General features: G+C 43.2%; 14 protein-coding genes. 9 read left to right on the forward strand and 5 right to left on the reverse strand.

Going from position 1 to position 18699, the window contains the following annotated elements:
* The 4 genes from ruvX to nifJ form a co-directional block, all read right to left on the reverse strand.
* Complete coding sequence (gene ruvX, locus G8O23_RS01770) at positions 1 to 429, reverse strand: Holliday junction resolvase RuvX (protein ID WP_166361139.1); 429 nt, start codon at positions 427 to 429, stop codon at positions 1 to 3.
* Between the two features lie 11 nt (positions 430 to 440).
* Positions 441 to 1208, reverse strand: coding sequence for a LytR/AlgR family response regulator transcription factor (locus G8O23_RS01775; RefSeq protein ID WP_166361141.1), 768 nt, complete (start codon positions 1206 to 1208; stop codon positions 441 to 443).
* Positions 1209 to 1268: 60 nt separating this feature from the next.
* Complete coding sequence (locus G8O23_RS01780; protein ID WP_166361143.1) at positions 1269 to 4226, reverse strand: sensor histidine kinase; 2958 nt, start codon at positions 4224 to 4226, stop codon at positions 1269 to 1271.
* Positions 4227 to 4398: 172 nt separating this feature from the next.
* Complete coding sequence (gene nifJ, locus G8O23_RS01785; protein ID WP_166361145.1) at positions 4399 to 7929, reverse strand: pyruvate:ferredoxin (flavodoxin) oxidoreductase; 3531 nt, start codon at positions 7927 to 7929, stop codon at positions 4399 to 4401.
* A gap of 323 nt (positions 7930 to 8252) precedes the next feature.
* On the opposite strand from nifJ, the gene G8O23_RS01790 reads away from it, so the two are divergent.
* Together G8O23_RS01790 and G8O23_RS01795 are read left to right on the forward strand one after the other, a co-directional pair.
* The gene (locus G8O23_RS01790) at positions 8253 to 9473 is read left to right on the forward strand and encodes an NAD(P)-dependent oxidoreductase (protein ID WP_166361147.1); all 1221 of its coding nucleotides are present in this window, start codon (positions 8253 to 8255) and stop codon (positions 9471 to 9473) included.
* 163 nt (positions 9474 to 9636) lie between these two features.
* Positions 9637 to 10170 (forward strand): hypothetical protein, encoded by a 534-nt coding sequence (locus tag G8O23_RS01795; protein ID WP_166361149.1) that lies wholly within the window; start codon positions 9637 to 9639, stop codon positions 10168 to 10170.
* A gap of 7 nt (positions 10171 to 10177) precedes the next feature.
* Here the strand turns inward: G8O23_RS01795 and G8O23_RS01800 are convergent, their stop codons facing one another.
* The gene (locus G8O23_RS01800) at positions 10178 to 10393 is read right to left on the reverse strand and encodes a hypothetical protein (RefSeq protein WP_166361151.1); all 216 of its coding nucleotides are present in this window, start codon (positions 10391 to 10393) and stop codon (positions 10178 to 10180) included.
* Between the two features lie 314 nt (positions 10394 to 10707).
* Here G8O23_RS01800 and G8O23_RS01805 point away from each other — a divergent pair, with 314 nt between their 5' ends.
* The 7 genes from G8O23_RS01805 (at position 10708) to G8O23_RS01835 (ending at position 18686) form a co-directional block, all read left to right on the forward strand.
* Positions 10708 to 12300 carry a carboxyl transferase domain-containing protein gene (locus tag G8O23_RS01805; protein ID WP_166361153.1) on the forward strand — a complete coding sequence of 531 codons (1593 nt, stop codon included), beginning with the start codon at positions 10708 to 10710 and terminating at the stop codon, positions 12298 to 12300.
* Positions 12301 to 12306: 6 nt separating this feature from the next.
* Positions 12307 to 13092, forward strand: coding sequence for an enoyl-CoA hydratase-related protein (locus G8O23_RS01810; RefSeq protein ID WP_166361155.1), 786 nt, complete (start codon positions 12307 to 12309; stop codon positions 13090 to 13092).
* 61 nt (positions 13093 to 13153) lie between these two features.
* Complete coding sequence (locus G8O23_RS01815; RefSeq protein WP_166361157.1) at positions 13154 to 14296, forward strand: acyl-CoA dehydrogenase family protein; 1143 nt, start codon at positions 13154 to 13156, stop codon at positions 14294 to 14296.
* A 168-nt stretch (positions 14297 to 14464) separates the two neighbouring features.
* A complete protein-coding gene (locus G8O23_RS01820; protein ID WP_166361159.1) occupies positions 14465 to 15772 on the forward strand; it encodes a hydroxymethylglutaryl-CoA reductase, degradative in 1308 nt (435 codons plus the stop codon).
* A 9-nt stretch (positions 15773 to 15781) separates the two neighbouring features.
* On the forward strand, positions 15782 to 16696 hold the full coding sequence (locus G8O23_RS01825) for a GYDIA family GHMP kinase (protein ID WP_166361161.1): 915 nt from the start codon (positions 15782 to 15784) through the stop codon (positions 16694 to 16696).
* On the forward strand, positions 16693 to 17799 hold the full coding sequence (locus tag G8O23_RS01830) for a diphosphomevalonate/mevalonate 3,5-bisphosphate decarboxylase family protein (RefSeq protein ID WP_166361163.1): 1107 nt from the start codon (positions 16693 to 16695) through the stop codon (positions 17797 to 17799). The genes G8O23_RS01825 and G8O23_RS01830 overlap by 4 nt, the downstream gene beginning before the upstream one ends.
* Before the next feature lie 2 nt (positions 17800 to 17801).
* On the forward strand, positions 17802 to 18686 hold the full coding sequence (locus tag G8O23_RS01835) for a mevalonate kinase family protein (RefSeq protein ID WP_166361165.1): 885 nt from the start codon (positions 17802 to 17804) through the stop codon (positions 18684 to 18686).
* The last annotated feature ends 13 nt before the right edge of the window (positions 18687 to 18699 follow it).

Consider the following 18699-nt stretch of genomic DNA (forward strand, 5'->3'; position numbering starts at 1 on the left):
TTATTTCTGTTTGTCAAAATCTAAACTTTCGAGATACGATTGCAAAATAATGGTTGCGCTAATGGTATCAACCATTGCCTTGTCGCGTCTGTCCATCTTTTTTACTCCTCCGTCAAGCATGGTTTGAAACGCTATTTTTGAGGTGAAGCGCTCATCAACTAGCTTGATGGGTATTTGGGGGTGTAGCTTTTTAAATCTATTTATAACTGGTTCGATGTATTTAACAGCTTCCGATGGCTCATTGTTCATTTGTTTTGGCATACCAATAACCACGAGCTCAACAGGGTTTTCTTGAATGTAGCTTGCAAAGAAATCGAACAAATGAGCAGTAGCAACCGTAGCAATCCCATTGGCAATAATTTGTAGCGGATCAGTTGCGGCAATTCCCGTTCTTTTCCGTCCAATATCAAGTGCAACTATTCTACCCAAAGTTTTGAATGTTAGACGTTTTTACCCGCTTGAACTATCTTCTCGAGATGTGAAATGATTTTTTCACGGTTGGTAGGGCTTAAAGCAACATGGTAATCTCCTTCAAGGATAATGGTTCCGTCGCCTTTCTTATCGATCTTTTCAACCTTGTTCAGGTTCACTAGCACTCCTTTTTCTGTTGATATAAACCCTTTCTTCAGCAAATTGTTTTCCACATCAAGATTCCCAGTTGAACAAGTAAAGGTAGTGCCACCAACCATTGTAAATGTATATTGATTTTTGTGGGTTTCGAGTTTTAAAACAGCGTTAAGATCTACGTACTTGTAATTACCCTCATTTGGGACAACCAATTTTTGAGGTAGAATTTGTTCAATATTCTGAAATAGCGCCTTGTATCTTTCACGGGGGCTAATTTTTGTTTTGCGAATTTCGGTTACTTTCTCAACAGCCTTAACCAGTTCCTCAATATCAATGGGCTTAAGTATGTAGTCAATGGCGCTGTACTTAAAGGCCTTAACAGCAAACTGATTGTAAGCGGTTATAAAGATCACCTCAAAGTCTAGATCGGGCAGCTGTTCTAGCAGCTCAAAGCCATTGGCCTGAGGCATTTCGATATCAAGAAAAACGATGTCGGGGTTGTGCTTGTTCACCAGTTCAAGCCCTTCGGCAACCGAATGGCCTTTAGCAACCACGCTCACATTGGGACAGTATGAATTTAATAAGAGCTCTAGGGTTCGTAGGGCTGCTTGTTCATCGTCGATGATTATGGCGCTTAGCATAGGCACTGATTATTACGGTGCAAAACTACAAAAAATCTATCACTAGTTTGTTATCGTGGCTCAATCAAAACCATTTTCTTCCAGCACATCCTGAGGTATTCTGATTACCACTTTGGTGCCTGTGCTACCATCGGGATTATTGATATCGAAATACTTAATATCAAACCGCTCTTTGTATAGAGAGTTCAGTAGATCGATACGCTGTGCAGTTATTTTAAATCCTAGCGATTTTCTTTCGGGATCCTGCTTTGCTCTAATTTCCTGAGCCAGTTTTCGGCCCACACCATTATCTTCTATTGTACATATTAAAACGTTGCTTACACCTGCTATGTGAACCTTAACCCAACCCTCTTGCTTGGTTTTAAGCATAATGCCATGCCAAATGGAGTTTTCCACAAAGGGTTGTATCAAGAGCGTGGGAACCCGCAGCTCGAGCAGCTTGTCGTTCTCCACCTCAATATAGTATTCGAACTTGCCTGATAGCCTTAGGGATTCCAGCTCAAGGTATAGCCTTAAAGCTTCTAGCTCATCCTTTAGTGGGATGGATGAAACCTGTGAGTTGTCGAGAATCAATCGCATTAGCTTGGCAAACTTGGTGAGGTACTTATGAGAGCTGATATGATCCTTTTCAAGAATGTAAAGTTGAATTGAGTTTAGCGTATTGAAAATAAAATGGGGATTCATTTGCTGCCTCAACGATTTTTGTTTATACACATTGAGGTTGTTTACTAGGTTGTTACGCTTTTTGATTGATGCTATGCGAAGGCGATAGATCAGGTAGATAAACAGAGTGAAGACAAGAGTTGATATGATTATAAACCAGTAGGTTTGCCATATGGCTGGCCTAATAGTAAACTGAATTTCGGCTGTTTGGCCCCATATCCCATCGGAGTTTTGTGCCTGAACCTGAAAGAAGTAATTGCCCGGTGATAGCTGGCTAAAGGTTGAAGTTGGGGTAGTGGTATATACCCACTTGGCTTCAGGCCCATCAAAGCGGTAACGGTACTGGATTCGGCCAAAGTTTTTAAATGCGAAACCAACGTAGTCAATTTCAATGGTATTGTTTCCGTAGTCAACTTCAATAGGTTGTTCTTTTAACCCGTAACTTTGCCCATTGAGAATGAAATCAGTTATTAAGCATTTTGTGCTAACCTCGTTAGGTTTGAAATTATTGATATTTATTACTGATAACCCTTTGGTGGTTGAAACATAAGCTAGGCTACCTCTAACAAAAATGTCGGTAGTTTCATTGGTTGGTAGCCCATGTGATGTGTTGATGTTGGTCACATTAAAATTGCCAGCTAAATCGCCCGTAATAAGGCTAACACCTCTGTTTGTGGCAAGCCAAATGCCCGAAGGGGCAACAAAAATTTTGTTGATGTAGTTACTTGCAATGCCGTTGCTCTGGGTAATCTGCCAAAGGTTAATTCCATCAAATACCAAAAGTCCAATTCCCTTTGTTGATACGAGTAACTTCTTGTCGAACGTACAGGTTATGTAACTTGCCGATTGGGCAAAAAGGGAGTGTTTTTCACCCATATATTCGTAGATGTTGGAATGATACTTCCACACACCATTGTTGGTAGCCATCCACACAGCGCGAGTGGAGTCCTCGTAAACAGAGTTAACTATTCCGCTGAACTCATGCTCTAACCGTGAGGTGTAAACAAACGATTCTCCGTCAAACTTACTAATACCCCAGCTACTCGCAATCCAGTAGCCACCGTCACTAGAATGAATCATATCTCTGGGGTGACTACCCATTGTTTGCGATGAAAAGTAGTCTTTTACATTATTGTTCTTATCCATTGAGTGGAGATATGCGCTGGTGCCAATCCATATGTGGGAAGATGTTGAGTCAATGCCAATGAACCTAATTGGTAGAACCCCTAAAGAGTCTGTTCTAAGGGTGTAGTTGGTTATGCTTTGATTTTGGATATGGCTAATTGTGCCCTGCTCACTACCAGCATATACGCCGGCTCTATTGGCAAATACAGTGTTTACTCTCTCGCTGGGAAGTCCCGATTCTTCGTTGTAAGTTAGGATATTGATGTTGGGGATGTAAAATATCCCGTTGGCAAGGCTTGTAAACCAGTAACCATTCTCGTGATCCCTTTCTACAGATGAGATTTGGTACTTCTCCAGAATAAAGAGGTTATTGGGATGATTGAAATGGCCATTATGCAGCCTGTGTACACCACCTTCAATGGGAGCTACCCATAAATTATTGTTGTATTCTAGGCTAGTCCAAATTACTTCATAACCAAAATCATGATAGGATATAATGTTTCTATTCTCAACTTTCATTACCCTTCCCCCATTACTTAGAATCAACTTATTGTGAGATTCTTCAATTATAATGAAATGGAACGGTGAGCGAACATTTGTATTTTGAATGTTGAAGGTGTCATTAGGAAGCCTAAATGAGAAGAGAAACCTCTTTTTAAACTCTTCCAGATCATTGTATTGACTCCCATAAATCGATTTGTTTGATACTAGCAGTGGCCCATCTGGATGTTTTTCAACAATAATGCTTACGTCTTGAATTTCATGGGGTTCAGTTACAATACCTTCTGCTGAAATAACAATGCGTCCAATACCTCTAAACGAGATGTTCACATTGTCAAGCGTATCAACATAAAACGATTTTTTAATAGTTCCACGCGACTGGGCAATGTAGTCGTTAAGCCGATGGTTGTACGCAAATGGTTTAATTTCATCGTCCTCAAAATAGGCCAATCGGCCTGAGCTCGATATGAACCAAATTCTACCTTTGTAATCGATAAATATTTCATGGATGGTGCTTTCCACCAGACCTTCATTCACTCCAAAATTCTTAAAAGAATAACCGTCGAATCGGCTAACACCGTTGGCAGTGGCAATCCAAAGATAACCAATGGAGTCTTGGACAATATGGTATGTTTCGTTGGAGGGTAATCCATCATCTACGCTAAATTGCCTATGGATTGGTTTGGGGCCTGTTGCTAAATTTTGTGCTTGTGGAAAGCTAGAAGCCATTAAAAATAGCAGAGTTGTTAACAGAAATCTTATCACAGGATTGTTCAATTGGTTGATGACTAGTTTAAGGTGCTATTCAGTCTGGGGGCAGCCTTAGTGCAATTTACAAATCTTTTGGTTTAGATAAAAAAAAAGGTGCCATTAAGGCACCTTTTCTTATGCGAAGTAGGAATTATTTACCGTATTCCATTGCTGCAAGACGCTTGTATGAGTTGTACCTCCAACGAGCATTCTCTTCGGCTGCTTTAAACAGCTCCATAGCCTCCTCGGGGAACGATTTCTGAAGCGTAGTATAGCGAACCTCGCTCTTAAGGAATTCTTGGAATTTACTCCAGTCTGGCTCTTTAGAGTCGAATTGGAATGGGTTCTTACCTTCGGCCTCAAGCCTTGGGTCGAACCTGTAGGTTTGCCAGTATCCAGCTTCAACAGCAAGCTTGGTCTGGTTTTGGGTTGCACCCATACCATTCCTTAGCCCGTGGTTGATACATGGAGAGTAGGCAATGATTAGGCTTGGTCCAGGATACTCCTCAGCCTCGCGTAGGGCCTTAAAGTACTGGTTGTGGTTAGCGCCCATAGCAACCTGTGCTACGTACACGTATCCATACGACATAGCCATCATACCTAGATCCTTCTTGCGGATTCGCTTACCCGCTGCGGCAAACTTAGCAACAGCAGCAACAGGAGTTGATTTTGACGATTGTCCACCAGTGTTGGAGTATACCTCAGTGTCAAGTACAAGCAGGTTGATATCTTCACCTGATGCAATTACATGGTCAACACCACCATATCCAATGTCGTAAGCCCAGCCGTCGCCACCAAATACCCAAACCGACTTCTTAATGAAGTACTGCTTAAGGGCAAGTAGCTCCTTGGCCAAGTCGTCATTTTCTTTCTCAAGGGCAACAATCAGTTTGGCTGATGCTTCTTTCGAACCTTCGGCGTTTTCCTTGTTCTCTAGCCAAAGCTTCATGGCTTCTTTGGTTTCCTCTTTATAGCCGTTGGCTAGCCCTTTGTTAATTCTGTCGGCAATGCGATCGCGTAGCTTGTTTATACCAGTAGCCATACCAAAACCATACTCGGCGTTATCCTCGAATAGAGAGTTTGCCCAAGCAACACCATGTCCATCCTTGTTGGCACGGTAGGGGGTTGATGGTGCAGAACCACCGTAGATGGATGAGCAACCAGTAGCGTTGGCTACAATCATACGGTCGCCGTAGAGTTGGGTGATGGTTTTAATATATGGAGTTTCTCCACAACCGGCACATGCACCGCTAAACTCGAATAATGGCTGAGCAAACTGGCTATTCTTAACGCTCTTGCTCTTGTCAAGTACTGTTTCCTTATAGCCCACTTTCTTGTCCATGTATTCAAAGCGCTCAACTTCGGCAAGTTGAGACTCGAGGGTCTTCATCTCAAGAGCCTTGGTTTTGGCAGGACAAATATCGGCACAGTTACCACAACCGGTACAATCGAGAGCACTTACTTGTATGCGGAAGTTGAACTCCTTGGTTGCTCCGTTACCTTTTACGGTGGTGGTTCCCTCAGGTGCGTTCGCTAGCTCCTCGTCGGTTAGTAGGAAAGGACGGATGGCTGCGTGAGGACAAACATATGCACACTGGTTACACTGAATACAGTTGTCGGGTATCCACTCGGGTACGTGTACGGCAATACCGCGCTTTTCGTACTCGGTTGTACCTGCTGGGAATGTACCATCCTCGCGACCAATGAATGCGCTTACAGGAAGATCATCGCCATTAAGGTTGTTGATTGGAGTAACTACATTGTTTACAAAGTCGGGTGCGTTGGGGTTTGAGTGAGGTTTTTCTGCCTCAAGCTTAGCCCACTCAGCAGGAACCTCAACTTTAGTAACATCACCACCTTTATCAATTGCAGCGTAGTTCATCTTTACTATATCCTCACCTTTACGACCAAAGCTCTTGTCAACAGCTTCCTTCATAGCGCTTACGGCTAGGTCGTATGGTATTACCTCAGAGATTTTAAAGAATGCGCTTTGCATAATGGTGTTGGTGCGGTTGCCCAAACCAATCTCTTCGGCAATTTCGGTAGCGTTTATAATGAAGAAGTTCACTTCCTTCTCTGCTAATACTTTTTTAACTGAGTTAGGTAGTTTCGCTTTTGTCTCTTCAGTATCCCAAATGCTATTTAGCAGAAAAGTTCCACCCTTACGAATACCCCTTAGCATATCGTATTTGCCTAGGTATGCTGGTACGTGGCAAGCAACAAAGTCGGGAGTATTAACAAGATAAGGTGAACGGATGGGCTTGTCGCCAAAACGCAGGTGCGAAGTGGTTACACCACCCGATTTTTTTGAGTCGTACGAGAAGTAGGCCTGGCAGTACTTGTCGGTATTCTCACCAATAATCTTAATGGAGTTCTTGTTTGCTCCTACAGTACCATCCGATCCTAAACCGTAGAATTTACCTTGGAAAGTTCCCTTGTCGGCAAGGTTAACTTCCTCCTTAAGTGGTAGAGATTTAAAGGTCACATCATCAACAATACCTACCGTGAATTGATTTTTTGGCTCGTTCATCTTTAGGTTGTCGAAAACCGATATGATTTGAGAAGGAGTGGTATCCTTAGAACTCAAACCGTAGCGTCCGCCAACAATAATGGGGGCGTTCTCTTTTCCGTAGAATAGATCCTTCACGTCAAGGTACAATGGGTCGCCATTGGCGCCAGTTTCCTTGGTGCGGTCTAGCACAGCAATACGCTTGGCGCTCTTGGGGAATGCCCTAAAGAAGTGCTTAGCCGAGAATGGACGGTATAGGTGAACAGCAATTAGACCTACCTTTTCGCCATTTGCGGTAAGGTGATCAACAACCTCCTTAATGGTGTCGGTTATAGAACCCATTGCAACGATGATGTTCTCTGCATTAGGATCACCATAGTAATCAAATAGGTCGTACTTACGTCCAGTTATCTCCGAAAGCTTTTTCATGTAGTCTTCCACAATCTCAGGAAGCACATCGTAGTACTTGTTGGCTGCTTCGCGCGACTGGAAGTAGATGTCGGGGTTTTGAGCAGTACCACGGGTTACAGGGTGCTCGGGGTTAAGGGCACGGTCGCGGAATGCCTGAAGGGCATCACGGTCAACTAGGTCGGCAAGTTCCTCGGTTTCGAGAACCTCAATTTTTTGAATCTCATGTGAAGTACGGAATCCATCGAAGAAGTGAAGGAAAGGAACCCTTGACTTGATGGATGCAAGGTGCGCAACCGCTGCAAGATCCATTACCTCCTGAACGCCACCAGTTGCAAGCATTGCAAAACCTGTTTGGCGAGTGCTCATCACATCGCTGTGGTCTCCAAAGATAGATAGAGCCTGTGCTGCTAAGCTACGAGCCGATACGTGGAAAACACCGGGGAGAAGTTCCCCAGCAATTTTATACATATTGGGGATCATAAGTAGTAGCCCCTGCGATGCAGTGTAAGTAGTGGTAAGTGCACCAGACTGGAGTGATCCGTGAACAGCACCAGCCGCACCCGCTTCCGATTGCATCTCGGTTACTTTTACCGTTTCTCCAAAAATATTCTTTCTGCCAAAAGCAGCCCACTCATCAATGTACTCGGCCATTGTTGACGAAGGAGTGATTGGGTAAATTGCTGCAACCTCGCTAAACATGTAGGCAATGTGCGATGCCGCATAGTTACCGTCACAGGTGATAAACTTCTTGTTTTTTCCCATTGTTTAAGTGTATTTCGTTGATAAATAGATGCTTGAAAGTTTAATGTCAGCCTAGCAAAGGTAAGCATTATTCATGAATTATGAAATGTTGTTAAGCATTTAACAGTTAGGCTATTTACTTAAACGTTTGCGAACAAATTACCACCTAGTGCTAAATATTATTTTGGTAATGAATTGGTTGAGGTTTAGGGTTGTTGTAAACCTTTGGTAAAATCAATGCTGAGATGTTATTCCTATTCATTAGGTGTAAGGCATCAACATTTCTTATTCTGCTTATATTTACTAACTTCGCAGGAGTGTGATACCTGAAATTTATAATTAATATGGATAAGACTTTTAAAATTGGGTTGCTTCGGGAAACCAAAACTCCTCCCGATAAAAGGGTGGCCATTCCACCAGCACAAGCTAAAGAGCTTAAAGAAATGTTTCCGGAGGTAGAGGTTGTTGCTCAACCTAGCCAATTGCGTTGTTACGCCGACTCGGAGTACATTGATGCAGGCATTGCTCTGCAGGAAGATGTGAGCGATTGTGACCTATTAATTGGGGTGAAAGAGGTTAAGATAGAGGCTTTACTGCCCGGTAAGTCCTATCTGTTTTTTGCACATGTTGCCAAAAAACAACCCCATAATCGTAAGTTGATACAAGCAATGGCCGATAGAGGAATAACCCTTTTAGATCATGAGTATTTAACTAACCCAAAGGGCGAACGATTGGTGGCTTTTGGACATTGGGCAGGGGTTGTTGGGGCTTACAATGGCTTGATTGCCTACGGAAAGCGGACCGGACAATTTGAATTGCCTCGTGCTAAGGATTGCCATGACTACCAAGAGGTGGTTAGCTTGCTGAGAAAGATTAAGCTGCAATCTGCTAGAATATTAATTACTGGTGGTGGGCGAGTGGCTAGTGGTGCCCTAGAGATTTTCAGAACGCTAGGCGTAAGAGAGGTGGAGCCAGAAGAGTACCTTACACAGCAATTCAATGAGCCTGTAATGTGTCGTCTCGATCCTTGGCACTACGCACAGCGAAAAGACGGCAGACCATTTGACTGGCAGCACTGGCTTACTAATCCTATGGATCACTTGTCAACTTTTATCCCCTATACCAAGGTTACCGATTTGTTCGTAGCATGCCATTTCTGGGACTTCAGATCACCCATCTTCTTTAGAAAGGAAGATATGGCCGATCCGAATTTCAGCATCAAAGTAATTGCAGATGTTAGCTGCGATATTCCTGGGCCCATCCCTTCAACGCTTAGGGCTACCACCATTGCCGATCCGTTTTACGACTACAGCATTGAGCAGGATAATGAGGTGCCAGCTTTTTCTGGAGAGAAAAATGTTACCATGATGACCATCGATAACCTGCCGGGAGAGCTGCCTCGCGATGCCAGCGAGTTTTTCGGTAAGATTATGGTAAATACCGTTGTTCCCCATTTCCTAGGCAACGATGAGGAAGGGGTGATGGAAAGGGCTACCATTCTAAAGGATGGTAAACTAACCGAACTGTATAGTTACCTTCAGAATTACCTTGAGGGGAAAGAGTAATGTCTGTATACAGGTTTTTTGGATTTAGAGCGTTATATTTTAGCGCTCTATTTTTTTAAAGTTTCTTCGTGATTCTCAATTATTTTTAAATCAAATTTAATTTGGGTGTTTCATTAAAGTCTTCTCTTTGTATATTTACATCGTAAACATAAATTGCCATTGTATGAACATTCGGTTCACGCTACTTTTCGCCATACTGCTCCTGCTGCTTGCTTGGGCATGTAAGAAAACTGAGGTTGACGAGGAGTTCGAAGTTGATCGTAGCGTGATAGGCGAGTGGTACTCATCACGCGGCAATCTTTCTGAAATTATGAAGGAGGTTGATGGGGTAGATTCTGTCTTTTTGGTGTTTCGCACTGACTCCACATACTACATCGAAACCTTTGGTGAACTATATACTACCAACCGATTGGTGATTAAAACCTACCAGGGAAAATATCGCTACTTTGCTTCTGATTTTGGCGATATTCATACAATCTCGCTCGACCAGTCAAAACCTAGCGTGCTGGCGTTGGAGGGGATTTTTGAGGTTACAACCACATCGCCGCCCTACACTATGCACTTCGAAGTGCTTCAGGTGGAGCCTTTCGTTAATCTATATCCACCTACCCCCGAAGGAGGTTTTGGTAGCTCCGATGGTGGTTCATTCCAGAATAGGAATATTCAAAAGTATGTGAAGATAAAGAACCTAGAATAGGTTCGTGTTAGCTGAAACGCCTTTTACGCTTCATAAAAACTCTTTCTCGCTGGTTGAAAATGGAGCCGTTTTTAGTAAGCCAGTAAATAATTGGGCCCAATATAGGTGGTATAAAAGCCAGTAACACCCTTAACCCTCCATTTCTATTCCTTAAGTACCTCAGCGCATCGTATATGGTGAAGATATGAAGGGCTATCACCAGTATGTAGGATAAGTTTTCCATAATTCTTCTCTAAGCTTATTGTTTCTTCTTGTTAGTTTTCATCGCATATGTTGATGATAAAAGTAGAAAAAGTATTGTGTCTTCGCAAGATTTTATCCTTCTATTCATATTATTAGCTATGAATAATAAATCATATCCCATATGCAGTACCTCATTGGTATTGTTGATAGTTGCTGTTTATTAGGGTTTGTTATGTGAGTGAAAATTTTTCACCCCTTTGAACCGTGAATCCATTAACATTTTAAAACTTCTATTGTTATCATATTCTGATAATCAATAATAGTTTGCCAATACTGCATAAGCATTTTAAAGATATGAGCGATAGCGGCACGGTAATACCGTCAAAAGTTGATACTTCATCAAAGCAATATGCCAAAAACCTCAACGATACTTCGCAAATTATCGAAGATTTCAGGGCTCGGCTTATGGCTACGTTAAATCGAACAACCGATCCTTATGTGCTTAAGCACAAGGAGAAGGGTAAGCTGACCGTTGGTGAGCGTATAAACACCCTTGTCGATGAGGGTACGCCCTTCTTCGAGCTGTCGGCCTTAGCCGCCAATGGGATGTACGAGAACAAGTTTCATTCGGCCGGAATTGTAACTGGAATCGGAATTATTCAAGGGGTTGAAACCATGATAATTGCCAACGACCCCACGGTTAAAGGCGGAACCTATGTTAAGGAAACCATTAAAAAGCATCTAAGAGCCCAAGAGATAGCGCTCGATAATCACTTACCCTGTGTTTATGTGGTTGAGTCGGGAGGAATATTTTTGCCCGAACAGGCCAATGTTTTTGCCGATCACGATCACTTTGGTAAAATCTTTTATAATCAGGCTCGACTGTCGGCTGCAGGTATTCCTCAGGTTGCAATGGTAATGGGCTCCTGCACAGCTGGGGGGGCTTATATTCCAGCAATGAGCGACGAGACCATCATTGTCGATAAGCAGGGAACCATTTTTCTGGCTGGCCCACCTTTGGTTAAGTCTGCCATTGGCGAGGAGGTTTCTGCCGAGGAGCTGGGGGGCGCATATGCTCATACACATATATCTGGAGTGGCCGATCACTTAGCCCGTTCCGAGGAGGAGGCCATACAGATTTGTCGAAATATCTTCGAGCATCTTCCCAAACCCCAAAAATCTTTCGTTGGCAATGGGCAGTACGAAAATCCGCTTTATCCTTCTGAGGAATTGTACGGAATTATTCACGATCAAAGTTCGCGATGGATTGACCCTTACGAGATTATTGCTAGGCTGGTTGATGGTAGCCAATTCCAGGAGTTTAAGCCAACCTATGGCACAACGCTGGTTACCGGGTATGCCAAAATAATGGGCCAAACGGTGGGTATTCTTGCCAACAATGGTATTCTATTCTCCGAGTCGTCACTTAAGGGAACCCATTTTATTCAGATGTGCAGTATTCGCAAAATACCACTTCTCTTCTTACATAATATCACCGGATTTATGGTGGGTAAGGATGCCGAGCACGGTGGCATTGCCAAGGATGGTGCAAAAATGGTTCACGCTGTGGCCAATGCTAATGTCCCTAAAATCACCATAATATTTGGGCGCTCCCACGGTGCAGGTAATTACGCTATGGCTGGCAGGGCCTATAAACCCAACCTGCTGCTTACTTGGCCCAACTCCAAAATCTCCGTAATGGGCGGTACTCAGGCAGCCGAGGTGTTAGGCACCGTTAAACAAAGGGATTCGGTTGATATTGAAAGTTTTAAAAAGGAGATTTACCAGCGTTACGAGGATGAGGCCTCGGCCTATTTTGCCACGGCTCGCCTGTGGGACGATGGAATTATCGACCCCGTTGACACCCGCAGCTGGATTGCCATGGGGCTTTCCATTGCAGTTAACAAGCCCACTCCCGACTATAAACCTGGTGTTTACCGAATGTAAATCGATATGAATACCTATAGTAATATTCAACTTGATATTAGCGAGGGAGTGGCCACAATTTGGCTTAACCGACCCGATGTGCACAATGCCATAAGCATCCAAATGCTTGAGGAGATAAACCATTGCTTTACCGAATTGGACAAGAATGGCAGCATTCGAGCTATTGTGTTACGCGGCAAGGGGAAATCGTTTAGCGCTGGAGCCGATTTAAAGCTTATGCTCCAGGCCAGCAAGATGGGGTACGATGAGAATTTGGAGGATGGTCTGAAGTGGGCAAATTGCTTAGCTACAATATACGGCAGTTCAAAACCCGTTGTTGGTATAGCAACGGGTAATGTTTACGGTGGAGGTAACGGCTTACTCGCTGCTTGCGATATGGTTATTGCTGAGGATAATGTAGTGTTCTCCTTCGCCGAGGTTAAGCTGGGTATCGCGCCATCAACAATTCTTCCCTATATTTTAAAGAGGCTAAAACTATCAACAGCAAAGTATTTGATGTTTACAGGTAAACGGTTTTCTGCACAGGAGGCTTTTGATTATGGTTTTGTTGATTTTGCAGTTTCTGCTCAGCAAGTGGAGCCTTTACTTGACTCGATAGTTAGTGATGTTCTAAAAGCATCTCCACAGGGTATTAAGGAGATTAAGGTGCTAATTAAAAAATTGAACTCAACATCAACACCTGAAGAGATTATGGAGATTACTGCATCATCCATTGCAAGATTAAAAACATCTGATGAGGCCATTGAGGGAATATCAGCTTTTTTAGAAAAACGAAAACCAAACTGGGGTTAGGATTGTTAATTGTAGTAAGGTGAAAAGTTGAACAAGAGAATTGTATAAATTTTAATAAAATATGAACCATCCACTAATAAATGATTTTCACAACAAGCTCCGTGAGCAAGTTCGTGATTTTGCTGAGAAAGAGATAAAACCATTGGCTCAAGAGCTCGATGACCGAGGCGAATTTTCAGCCGAACTAACCCGCAAGATGGGTAAGTTAGGCTTATTCGGAATGACCCTTCCCGAGGAATATGGCGGACGCAATCTCGATACACTATCGTATATAATTGCTGTTGAGGAGTTAGCTCGGGTCGATAGTTCGCAGGCTGCCACCATGGCCGCGCATAACTCGTTGGGCATCGCACCAATTTACAAGTACGGCTCTGCTGAGCAGAAGATTAGGTTGTTGCCTAAGCTTGTAACTGGCGAAAATATCTGGGCATTTGGCCTAACCGAGCCCAATGCAGGTTCCGATGCCCGTGCTGTTGAAACATCGGCAGTGCATAACGGCAACCAATGGGTTATAAATGGGCAAAAGGTATTTATTACTAACTCAGCCTCGGAGTTGTCGATGGGTATTACCCTTTTGGCAAATACAGGTCAGGATTCAAACAACAAGGAGTTTTCTACAATTCTGGTCGAAAGGGAGCAGTCGGAGTACCTAGCCGAACCCATAACCAACAAAATGGTTTGGCGTGCTGCCGATACCGGCCGACTTACCTTCCGCAATACCTTAGCGCCAAAGGAGAACCTGTTGGGTGAACAGGGTAAGGGAATGCGGTATATGCTCGAAACCCTCGATTCTGGTAGGCTTTCAATTGCAGCTGTGGGATTAGGTTTGGCTCAAGGTGCGTACGAAATGGCCAAAGCCTATGCCGGTGTTCGCAAACAGTTTGGCAAAACGCTATTGCACATTCCAGCCATTTCCGATAAGCTGGCCGATATGGATATTAAGTTGGAGTTGGCAAGGAACTACCTTTACTATAGTTGCTGGCTTAAGGATAATAATTTACCCTTTAAAAAACAGGCTGCTATAGTGAAGCTGTACACCTCGGAAATTGCCAAGCAGATATCCGACGAGGCAGTTCAGGTTTTTGGTGCTTACGGCCTATTTAAGGATAACGATGTGGAGCGATTTTTCCGCGATCAGCGTATCCTGGGCATTGGCGAGGGTACATCAGAAATACTAAAGCTGGTTATTGGTAGGAGTTTGTAGATGCTATTCAATTATAGTGATTGATTGACCCGCCAGTGGCCTGTCTACCCTGCCTACCGGCAGGCGGCAGGTAGAGCGGGCAGGTTGATTGATTTTGCTTTGACAACTGCTACGTGCTTATTGCCAACTTTATAATGATTGTGTGAATGTCTTTGCCAACTAAAAACAATGGAAAAATCAAACTACATAAATGGCTATTCAAAGCTAACCAACGAAGCGAAGGTTGATTCGATGGCCCATTTTCTGGGAAAAACTGTGGATGATTTCTCGATTTTAAATCATTTTAAACTTCCTGATTCTAACCTTCAGGCTAGGCTTGAGGAGATTAGCGAGAATGTGCTGTCGAACTATATGCTACCCTACAGCATTGCGCCAAATTTTCTGGTCAACGGAAAGCACTATCTCGTTCCAATGGTTATTGAGGAGAGTTCGGTAGTAGCCGCTGCATCGGCAGCTGCCAAGTTTTGGTTTAGTAGGGGTGGGTTTACATCAAAAGTTGTTGGCACAACAAAGGTGGGACAGGTGCACTTTAAGTGGCTCGGTAATGGCTCGGTATTAAACCAACATTTTCCCAAAATCAAAGATATTTTGATAAACGATTCGGAGTATCTACTTGCCAATATGAAGAAGCGTAATGGTGGCATAACGGGAATCGAACTACTAGATTTTACTCACCAACTACCCAATTACTATCAAATCAGGGTGAGTTTCGAAACCGCCGATGCTATGGGCGCCAACATAATAAACTCGGTACTCGAGGAGATGGCGCAATCGTTAAAACAATATTTTGCAGATAATTTCGAAGGTGCTGAGGCCGATTGCGAAATTGTGATGGCAATCCTCTCGAACCATACACCCGAAAGCCTTGTGGAGTGTTACGTGGAATGTGATATTGAGGGACTAGCCGAGGTGTCGGGTAGTCTATTGCCAGCCGATTACGCCCTAAAGTTTAAAACAGCTGTTGATATTGCCAATATAGATATCTACAGGGCAACCACCCACAATAAGGGGATTTACAACGGTATCGATGCCGTAGCGCTTGCCACAGGCAACGATTTTAGGGCGGTTGAGGCTTGCGGCCATTCCTACGCATCGCGCGATGGACATTACAAAAGTTTAACCACAGTTGATATCGATAATGGTAAGTTCCGGTATACCCTGCGAATTCCAATGGCCTTAGGCACTGTAGGAGGATTAACCACAATGCATCCGCTGGCCAAGCTATCGCTCGAAATTCTGGGAAATCCTTCGGCTCGTGAATTAATGGAAATCACTGCCGCCGCCGGATTAGCCAACACGTTTTCGGCTGTGCGTGCGCTAACCACTTCAGGAATTCAGAAGGGGCATATGCGGTTCCATCTTAATAATAGTTTAAACACTCTTGGTGCAACCGAGCAGCAAAAGCTACAGGCTACTAAATTTTTTAAAGATAAAAAGGTATCGCACAAGGCTGTGCAGGATTTTTTAGGAAAATAAAGTTTATCAATGCCCAATCAATTTTATTCCCACGGCAAGTTGCTAATCACCGGCGAGTACTTTGTCCTCATCGGTGCAACGGCTTTTGCCATTCCCCTAAAACTTGGTCAAGGAATGGATATGGAATTAGTTGATGATGGGAAAAATTTGATTTACTGGTCAACTGCTGTAATAGGAAAGCTTTGGTTCACTGCAATTTTTTCAAAGGCCGATATAAGTACTGTTGAAACAAACAACCGCAAATCGTCGGAGTTTATCAAGAAACTTCTAAGGTTTTTGAAAGATAAAAGTGCAGCATTAAACGGTTCACAATCGGTTAGTATTTCGGCAAATGTTGAGTTCCCAATGGAATGGGGTTTTGGCAGTAGCTCCACGCTAATTGCCAACTTGGCCCAGTGGGCCAAAATTAATCCCTACGAGTTGCTGTTTGCCACTACCAATGGTTCGGGATACGATGTGGCTTGCGCTATGTCTGATAGTCCTATTCTCTACAGAAACTCCCCAAAGCCAGAGGTTGTTAGGGTTGATTTTAATCCAAACTTCCTCAATAAAATCTACTTTATCTACCTTGGCCAAAAGCAGAACTCGTCAGCGAGTGTCGAAAAGCTTGGGCAAAAAGTTAAAGGGCGAAACGTTGAGGCCGATAGAATTTCGGACATATCAAAAAGAATTGTCAAATCTGCTTCGCTCCGCGAGTTTGAGGCTTTGGTTGATAAGCACGAGCAGATTGTGGCCGAAACGTTGGGTTTGGAACCAGTAAAACGGAAAATGTTTCCCGATTTCGATGGCTCAGTAAAGTCGCTGGGAGCATGGGGTGGCGATTTTATTATGGCAACCCACAGCGGCGAGGCCAGCTATGTTTACAGCTATTTTAAAGCAAAGGGTTTGGATGTAATCTTACCCTATTACGATATTGCGCTATGAATGAGAATAAGTTTACCAGAAAATACTTGCAAGATGCAAAGCATCTTATCGACCTAAATTCGCCTTACAGTGGTAGGGTTAGTTGGGAAAGCCCATCGAATATTGCGTTGGTAAAGTACTGGGGCAAGTACGGCGACCAGCTACCGCAAAACCCTTCGCTTAGCTTTACGCTAAAACATTCCAAAACCAAAACTAGTATTGATTATCAACATAGAGATGGTAACCAGTCGAATGTAGATTTTTACTTTGAGGGGAAACGAAACGAAAAGTTCGAGGCAAAGATTTCTCGGTATATCGAGAAAATATCGGCATATATGCCTTTTCTTAGCCAGTTGCAGCTCAAAATCGATAGTGCAAATACGTTCCCACATTCCGCTGGAATTGCCTCATCGGCCTCGTCGTTTAGCGCCTTGGCGCTATGTCTGTGCAGTATGGAAAAGAAATATTTTGGAACCCTACAATCCGATGATGAGTTTTACCAGAAAGCTTCGTTTCTGGCGCGCTTGGGTTCGGGCAGCGCTTGCCGTTCAACCTACGGAAAACTTGCCCTGTGGGGCAAAACCGATGCTATCTCTAATTCATCGAACGAGGTAGCCATTCCTGTTGATAATGGCATAAACCCTGTGTTCAAATCCTACCACGATGCTATTTTAATTATCGATTCGGGACAAAAGGAGCTATCGAGTACTGGTGGTCATGCGTTAATGGAAAATCATAAGTATGCTTACACCCGATACAATCAGGCGCAGGAGAATCTAAAATCGATTTTAGCCCATTTGCAAAGTGGCAATGAGGCTGGTTTTGCTCAGGTGGTGGAGAATGAGGCCATGTCGTTGCACGCTCTGATGATGTCATCAATCCCCTCGGTAGTTCTCTTAAAACCCAATACGCTTGTGGCAATTGAGCGACTAAAAGAATTTCGGCTAAAGGAAAATATCAACTTTACTTTTACGCTTGATGCTGGTCCCAATATTCATATACTGTATCCCCAATCAGTGTGCGAGCAGATGGTTCGTTTTATCGAAAGTAACCTTTTAAACCTTTGCGAAAATGGCCGGTGGATTGACGATGAGATTTCCGTTGGCCCAACGCAAATTGAATAGCAATGAGGTTTAGCTCCAAAATATTACTGTTTGGCGAGTACTCCGTACTGCAAGGTTCGGATGCTTTGCTTATACCATTCCCTGAATACTCGGGTTTCTTCGATTTTTACAGCGATTATAGTAACCCCAACAGCGATGAGGTTAAATCGAACCAGATTCTAATGGGATTTATGGATTATATCCAAAAATATGAAGTAAAAGGCAATATTGATGTTGAGCGATTTAGCCGCGATTTATCCAGCGGGCTTTACTTTAAATCAAATATTCCTTTGGGTTACGGGGTTGGTAGTTCTGGCGCGCTGGTTGCCGCGTTTTACCACCAATATTTTCAGCCTAATGAAGATGACCTCTTAGTGACCAAACAAAACCTGGCCACTTTAGAGTCCTATTTTCACGGGAGCAGTTCGGGTCTTGATCCTTTGGTTAGCTATATTAACAAACCAATTTTACAAACAAATGGTAGAGTTAATGCTCTCGATTTTAAAAACTTCGGAATTAAACCCTTTCTTATTGATACCGGGATTAGTCGTTCAACAGCCGATTTTGTGAGTGTCTTTAACCATAAAGTTAGTGACCTTGAATTTAAGATACTGATAAAAAATGATTTGGTTAGATTGAGTAACCTCGCGTTAAATCTGTTTTTGAGTGGCCAAAAGTCTGAGTTTTTTGCTGTTTTAAAGGAACTTTCTCAATTTCAGCTAACCCATCTAAATGAAATGATACTGCCCGAGTATCAGTCGATATGGAAGGATGGAATTGAATCCGAAGACTATCATCTGAAATTGTGTGGGGCTGGGGGAGGTGGATTTTTGCTTGGCTTTGCCAGGAATGAGAATGCTGTTGATTATTTAAAGAAGAAATATCAACTTAGAATTTCATCTGTTTAAGCATTGGGGAACT

It is taken from the genome of Perlabentimonas gracilis (assembly GCF_011174675.1).
Classification (GTDB): Bacteria; Bacteroidota; Bacteroidia; order Bacteroidales; family Tenuifilaceae; genus Perlabentimonas; species Perlabentimonas gracilis.